This is a genomic window from Agriterribacter sp. (assembly GCF_035445465.1).
Taxonomy (GTDB): Bacteria; Bacteroidota; Bacteroidia; order Chitinophagales; family Chitinophagaceae; genus Agriterribacter.
On sequence record NZ_DAOMQT010000049.1, the window covers coordinates 22,599 to 30,197 of the forward strand.

Below are 7,599 nucleotides of genomic sequence, written 5' to 3' on the forward strand. Positions count from 1 at the left end.
GCCAGCCAATAAGCAGCACACCTGCAACAACAAGCACCATTCCCGTAATTTGTTCCTTTCTACACGCTTACATTAAAATCTCTTAATGCATCGTTTAAGCTCGTTTTAAGATCGGTGCTGGCCTTGCGCTGCCCTATGATGAGCGCGCAACCCACACCATATTCGCCTGCCGGAAATTTTTTATTGTAGGTACCGGGAATTACAACGCTTCGTGCAGGGATCCTTCCTTTATACTCAACAGGCGCACTTCCGCTTACATCAATGATCTTGGTGCTTTTAGTTAATACTACATTAGCTCCCAGTACAGCTTCCTTTTCTACAATCACGCCTTCTACTACGATACACCTGCTGCCAATAAAACATCCGTCTTCCACAATTACAGGGCTGGCCTGTAAAGGCTCCAGCACACCGCCAATGCCTACTCCGCCGCTCAAATGCACACCTTTGCCAATTTGCGCACAACTGCCCACCGTAGCCCAGGTATCAACCATCGTACCTTCATCTACATAAGCGCCGATATTTACATAAGAAGGCATCAGTACAACATTCCGGGCAATGTATGCACCATATCGTGCAACGGCATGCGGCACCGCACGTACGCCCAGTTCAGGGTATCCGCTTTTCAGCAGCATTTTATCGTGAAACTCAAACGGTCCGAGACTCCATGTTTGCATGGTTTGTATAGCAAAATACATGAGAATAGCCTGCTTTACCCATTCATTTACCACCCAGCCGCTTTCGGCGGGAGACGCCGTGCGCAGCCTTCCCTTATCCACATCTTCAATTACCGATTTTACCGCTTCAATGTATACTTCGTCTTTTAATAATTCCCTGTTTTCCCAGGCCTTCGTAATCAGGTTTTGTAGATCGGTCATATTGTTGTTTTTGCAAACTTAATCAGTTTGCTTTGCAAAGCCTCACTATTTTTGCAACATGAATTTTACAGATGATGTGAATAAATGTTTACAGGTTTTGCAGGATGGCGGCGTAATACTATATCCTACAGATACGGTTTGGGGACTGGGCTGCGATGCTACCAACCCGGAAGCCGTACAAAAAATTTACCAGGTAAAGCAAAGGGAAGAATCGAAATCCATGATCGTGCTGTTAGCGGAAGAAAGAGATGTAATAAAATACGTGGCACAACCCGATTTGCGGGTATTTGACTATTTGGATGAAACCACCAGGCCCACCACGGTAATTTATAAAGGCGCAATAGGAATGGCTCCCAATTTAATTGCGCCGGATGGCAGTATTGCCATAAGAATTGTAAAAGACGATTTCTGCAGGCACCTGATCAAACGGTTGCGAAAACCACTCGTATCTACCTCAGCTAATATTTCCGGACAATCCACACCGGTTTTTTTCAGTACTATTGATCCGGCAATAATCGCTGCCGCGGATTATGTAGTACAATACCGGCAGGATGATACCCGCACGGCACAGCCTTCGGCGGTAATACGCTGGAATGATGACGGAACAGTAACGGAGCTGAGAAAATGATGAAAAAAATCCTTATCATACAAACCGCATTTATAGGAGACGTAGTGCTGTCTACATGCCTGGTAGAAAAGTTGCATGCTTTTTTCCCGGACGCGCAAATTGATTTTCTATTGCGCAAGGGCAATGAAGGTTTGCTGAAAGCGCATCCTTACCTGCATGAAGTGCTGGTATGGGATAAGCATAATGGAAAATACAGCGCGCTCTGGCGCCTGCTGCAACGCATCCGGAAAAGCAGGTACGACAAAGTAATTAATGTACAGCGCTTTGGTGCAACGGGTTTGCTTACCGCTTTTTCAAAGGCCAAACAAAAAATAGGATTTGATAAAAACCCCTTCAGCCCGGCATTTGATATCAGCATAAAGCACAATATGAGCAACAGCGGCGCCACGCCCCATGAAATTGAACGTAACCTCAGCCTTATAGCATTTTTTACGGACTCCTCTATATACAAGCCGCGACTATACCCTTCGCAGCAGGAGAGAAATAGCGTACAGCCTTTTAAATCTTCACCCTATATCTGCATCGCACCTGCATCCGTGTGGTTTACCAAACAATACCCGGCAGAAAAATGGATAAGCTTTATCAATAAAATACCTGCTTCCTATGCTGTTTATCTTCTTGGTGCGCCCGGTGAGGCCAAGCTATGCGAAGCGATACAACAAAAAGCCGGCAGGAAAATAATTTCGCTTGCAGGGCAATTAAATTTTTTACAATCTGCGGCGCTGATGCAGGATGCTGTTATGAATTATGTAAATGATTCCGCACCCATGCATTTCGCTTCTGCTATGAATGCGCCGGTAACAGCGGTATATTGTTCTACCATCCCCGCATTTGGATACGGCCCATTGTCTGACAAAAAATACATAGTGGAAATACAGGAGCCGCTAAGCTGCCGCCCGTGCGGACTCCACGGCTACAGGCAATGCCCGGAGGGCCATTTTAAATGCGCATATCTTATCAGGGATGAACAGTTACTGGAGAAGATAAATGTGGAAATGTGGGAATGAGAATAAAATGGGTGAAAGGACAACCTGAAACCTGCAACCTGCAACCTATCCCCCCCTCCCATATGTAAGAATCGTTCTGCATAGTACTTCGGGATCGAAAGGTTTTACTACAATATCTGTAATACCCGCATCCTTCGTCTTTTCTGCAATTTCTGCGGCCAGGGTTGCGGTTAAAGCAATAATGGGTACAGCAACACCGGCCCTTCTCAGTTGCCTAGTTGCTTCAAATCCATCCATTTCAGGCATATTCAGATCCATAATGATGATATGATGAACGGCAGCATTAAACTTTTCAACCGCTTCCCTGCCGTTGCCTGCCAGCTCTACACCTGCGCCAAAATCTTCCAAAATAGTTTTTGCTATCATGGCATTCAGCGCATTATCTTCCGCAAGCAGAATGGTATAATTATGTAATGGCTTATCCATTGCCGGCAGAGAACCGGCAGGTAATATTTTTTTACGATGCACCACAGGAAAGGATAAGGTGAACCAGAAAGCTGAGCCCTTACCCGGATTGCTGCTAAATTTGAGCGTAGTGTGATGCAGCGCTAATATTTTTCTGCAAATGGCAAGCCCCAGCCCCGTTCCGCCATATTTTCGGGAAGTGGAGGAATCTGCCTGCGTAAATCTGTTAAAAATTATTTTCTGTTCGTCCGGCGATATTCCAATACCTGAATCTTCAACGGTTACGGTAATTTTTACCTGATGGGCATCCGCCTTTTCGGTGCGCAGCGTTAGCTTTACCCATCCTTCGTCTGTAAATTTTATAGCATTGTGCACGAGGTTGGTAATTACCTGGGTAATACGGGTAGGGTCGCCGGACACCAGTTCGGGTATACGATCATCCACTTCATATTCCAGCCTTAGCTTTTTACTGCCGGCAAAGCTTTGTTCACCTTTAATAATATGTTTTCCCATTTCCCGGAGGTTCATATCAATTTTCTCCAGTCGCATTTTCTCCGCTTCCAGTTTGCTGTAATCCAGAATATCATTCACCAGCACCAGCAGGTTGTTGGCAGAAAATAAGATCACTTCTAATGTATCTTTTTGGGTTATTGACGGCTTTCCTTTAAGCAAAATATGAACCAGCCCCACAATGGCATTCAGGGGCGTCCTTATTTCATGCGACATGGTAGAAAGGAATTCGGATTTCGCCGTTACACCCAATTGCGCCTGCGCCGCTGAGTAGCTGAGGGTATACGCAAAGCGTGAAGAAAGTATAATAGCCTGCAAAAAAAGGAAAAGAATATACCCCGAACAAATCATGACTTTCAGAACAGGGGCCAGCTTAAAATAATGCAGGTTCAGGGAAAGAAACAATACAAAAGCGATACAGGCGCTTAGAAGCGCAAAGTCGGAGCTATTACGTTTATGTATATACGCTGTTATGAAAATATAAAAGGCATAGCCTAAGTAAAAAAATAAAACAATCAAATACAATGGCATAACGCTGCTGAACAAACGTACAGGCGCTATAAGGATTATTATACTATACAGTGTGCTTACCCATAACAGCGTTCTTACCAGCACTTTGTTTGCTTCTTCGGGATAGAGATATCGGATATACTGAAAGAGAAAAGCGCAGGCCACCACCAGCGACAAATATTCTATTCTCAGCGCCAGGAACCAGTTCACTTCCGGAAAAACAGAAAATAACAAATAAGGACCGGTGCCCAGAATGCGGTAGCTATATGCAAAGCAAAACAAGGCAAAATATAAAATAGGCTTATCATTTTGCGCAAACAGGTATAGCCCAAAAAAAAGAAAACCGCTCATGAGCATAAAGCCTGTTGTAACGGCGTCTAAGCCCCAGTCTATTCTGTTTTGCTTTACGATTTTAGTTAGATTCCCCAGCACAATGGTTTTATGCGGGCCGCCCTTGGAATGCCAGAAATTAGCAACCTGCAGCAGCAGGCGCACGGTATCTGTATTTTGAGGAAGCACAACGATCCGTTCGGCCCAGAAGGGCCGGGCATCTTCTTTTGTTATGGCAGGCTTCCCGTTTTCAACAGCCATACTATCATTTATGTATAAACGATAGCTGCTGTACATATCGGGTATCCGCAATCCTGTTGGCGGAATGCCCCGCGAAAGAAGTATAATAAGCTCGTATGTGGCGTATCCGGTGGAAGGCAGCGCTTTTCCGTTAACTATTACCTGGTTCCACAGCGCGGGAAACCGGGCATACCCGCCCTGTTCCGGTGTATCCCGGGGAGTGAGCAACTGATTCCAGTAAAACTTCCACTCCCCGGTTAAAGAAATGTTTTCCGAACCTATGTCTTCCCCACGCAAATCAACCACACCATGCCGTACAGGTTGTTTATCGTGCACATTACCGGTAGACAGCGCAAACAGCAGTACCCACAGCACTACGATAACGGCTAAAACAATTAACCAGTTTTTTTTCATAAAAAATCGGACAGGTTACAGGGTTTGGAAAAAATGTTCAGCACCTGTTATTGCTTGAAGCTTAAAGATAAATAGAATATTTGTGGTTTATTATTAGTGGTTTAACAGGTGCCAGGCATGATCAATCAGGGGATATGAGCCGTCAAGCCATGAGCCAAAAATTACTAACAATAGACCTGGTACTCTTTTTTTTACAACTACTCAACTTAACACTTCTCGTGAAACGTGAAACGACAGACGATGAATGTAAGCATCTCAGGTCTACCTTCTCACTTCTCACTTCTCACTTTTCCCTCACCCCTCCTCCTTCTCCCGCACCACAACCAAATTCTTCAGTTCAACCGTAATGGGAATAACGCCTAACTGCACGATCGCTTTTTTATCGCGTATTTCTTTTACTGTACCTACCTGGTTATTCTGAAGCATTCTCACTTTTTGTCCGGCTTTAACTTCTCCTCCCGTTTCTATATATTTCGAATCAAATTTCTTCTTCGCCTTTTCCTTTACCTGTTTTTCCTTTTGCTTAAACAGCATGGCATGCAGTTGCTTCATCAAAGCCGATTTATCTTCCTGGCTTTCCATCCTGCGCCAGTCAAAAACAATTTGCTTCAGCTTTCGTTCCATGTCTTTCAGGTAAGCAATCCGTTCTTCATTTATTTTGTTCTGCTGTTTCAGCAATTCCACCTGCTGGCGGTGTTTTTCCTGCTGCATGGTTTGCTCCATCTCTTTTTTCAGCCGTTCATTATCTTTCAGCAGCGCATTCAATTCCTTTTCCTTTTGTTCCAGCCTCCGTACATCCTGTTCTGCCCGGTTCAGGAGCTTATCCAAGCTAAAATGATCTTCCGCCACCATAGTTTTAGCCCTGGCAATGAGTTGCGGCTCCATACCAATTCTTTCGGCGATCGAAAAAGTATAGGAACTTCCGGGTTTACCAATGATCAGCTTATACAAGGGTAATAAATGCTTTTCATCAAAGGCCATCGCCCCGTTGATAATGCCCGGCGTTTTATTGGCCATTACTTTTAAATTCAGGTAATGCGTGGTTACAATACCGAAAGCATGCTTTTTCGCCAGCTCTTCCAGTATCACCTCGGCAAAGGCGCCGCCCAAGTGCGGATCGCTGCCACTGCCCAGCTCATCAATAAAAAACAACGTACGACCGTTGGCGTTTTCTATAAGATACTTCATATTCTTTAAGTGCGAGCTGTAGGTGCTCAATTCAAACTCGAGGCTCTGCGTATCGCCAATATGGATCATCAGTTGTTTGAATATGCCCATTTGTGAATGGGGCTGCACCGGCACCAGTAACCCGCTCTGCAGCATCATTTGCAGCAAGCCCACCGTTTTTAAAGTAACCGTTTTTCCGCCCGCATTAGGACCCGATATTACCAGTATCCTGCTCTTTTCATCTAATGTAACCGAAACCGGTATCACAGGCTTACCCGATCGCTGGTGATAGAGATACAATAAAGGATGATATGCCTGGATAAGCTGCACCTGCGCCCTGTCATGCACAACGGGGTAATTACCACCAATATCCATCGCTAATTTGGCTTTACCCCTGATAAAATCATACTCGCCGGCAATAACATGATACGCCTTTAGCAAAGGAGCATATACAGACAGTTGCTTTGTTAATTCCCTGAGTATGCGGTATACTTCCCGGCTTTCTTCGTGCTCCAGTGTAAATACATCGTTGTTCAGTTCAATGGTTTCTTCCGGCTCAATAAAAGATGTTTTGCGTGTATCGCTTTCTCCCAGCAAAATGCCTTTTACCTGCCGCTTGTATTCTGCATGAACAGCTACTACCCTCCTGCCATTTAAAAAAGCTTCTTCTATATCCGATACATAACCGCTTTTATTCCATTTAGCTACCACCCTGTCGAATACGCGGCGCAGCTCCGCCCGCCTGCGAATCAAACCCGTCCTTATTTTTTCCAGCGCTGCTGAGGCATTATCTTTTACATTGCCATATTCATCCAGCACATCGTTAATAAGCGCAACGATGGCCTTTTCGTAATAGCTGCCGGCAGCTACACTTAACAATGACGGGTAAGCGCTCTTTCTTTCGGCATCAAACCAGTGAAAAACCTGCTTCATGCTTTCCGTCAGCCCGCGTATGCTGATCAACTGTTCTTCATTTAACACAGCGCCGGGTATACCCAGCAGCTTTAGCTCATTGGCCAAATTCAGCACCATATCATTGGGAAAATAAATACCGGTCTGCAGCAGCAGCTTGTACTCATGGGTTTGCTTCAGTTCAGGTTCAATATAACTAAGCCGGGTATGAATACGCAATTGTTCCGCCCTGGTTTTGGCATAAGCGGTTTGGCAATGTGCGGCAAGCAATGCTTTCACTTTATCAAATTCCAACTGCATCAAAGCCGATTCCGGAAAGAGTTTCATTTGTTTATCGCTTCATTTTTGAATGGGCAAAGGTAAGTGGAAATGTATTTTATTGGGCGGTGAGCTATCAGCGGTCAGGTATGAGTGTCTGTTGGATTTTTATCTATAGTTTATCGTTTTATGGTTTATGGCTGCATTTGTCTTCGGATTTACGGTTTCAGGGTGCATTCCAAATTAACCGAGCTGCGTGTCAGCAAAACATAAGATATACCCTAAGGTTCCTTAGTTCAAGTCATTCTGACAAAACATATAGTTTTGTTTTTTTAAATTAAAC

At 44.6% G+C, this 7,599-nt stretch carries 5 protein-coding genes; 2 read left to right on the forward strand and 3 right to left on the reverse strand.

Features of this window, described 5'->3' with window-relative positions; all coding sequences use genetic code 11:
• Positions 1-59: 59 nt before the first annotated feature.
• The gene (locus PLE34_RS17660; RefSeq protein WP_324559121.1) at positions 60-875 is read right to left on the reverse strand and encodes a 2,3,4,5-tetrahydropyridine-2,6-dicarboxylate N-succinyltransferase; all 816 of its coding nucleotides are present in this window, start codon (positions 873-875) and stop codon (positions 60-62) included.
• Positions 876-933: 58 nt separating this feature from the next.
• Here PLE34_RS17660 and PLE34_RS17665 point away from each other — a divergent pair, with 58 nt between their 5' ends.
• Together PLE34_RS17665 and PLE34_RS17670 are read left to right on the forward strand one after the other, a co-directional pair.
• On the forward strand, positions 934-1,503 hold the full coding sequence (locus PLE34_RS17665; protein WP_324559123.1) for an L-threonylcarbamoyladenylate synthase: 570 nt from the start codon (positions 934-936) through the stop codon (positions 1,501-1,503).
• Entirely contained in the window at positions 1,500-2,510 is a 1,011-nt protein-coding gene (locus tag PLE34_RS17670) for a glycosyltransferase family 9 protein (protein WP_324559124.1), read from the forward strand. Before PLE34_RS17665 ends, PLE34_RS17670 begins: the two co-directional genes overlap by 4 nt.
• A gap of 45 nt (positions 2,511-2,555) precedes the next feature.
• Here the strand turns inward: PLE34_RS17670 and PLE34_RS17675 are convergent, their stop codons facing one another.
• Together PLE34_RS17675 and PLE34_RS17680 are read right to left on the reverse strand one after the other, a co-directional pair.
• A complete protein-coding gene (locus PLE34_RS17675) occupies positions 2,556-4,919 on the reverse strand; it encodes an ATP-binding protein (RefSeq protein ID WP_324559125.1) in 2,364 nt (787 codons plus the stop codon).
• Positions 4,920-5,213: 294 nt separating this feature from the next.
• Positions 5,214-7,325: an endonuclease MutS2 gene (locus tag PLE34_RS17680; RefSeq protein ID WP_324559126.1), complete on the reverse strand. Its 2,112-nt coding sequence runs from the start codon at positions 7,323-7,325 to the stop codon at positions 5,214-5,216.
• Positions 7,326-7,599: the final 274 nt, after the last annotated feature.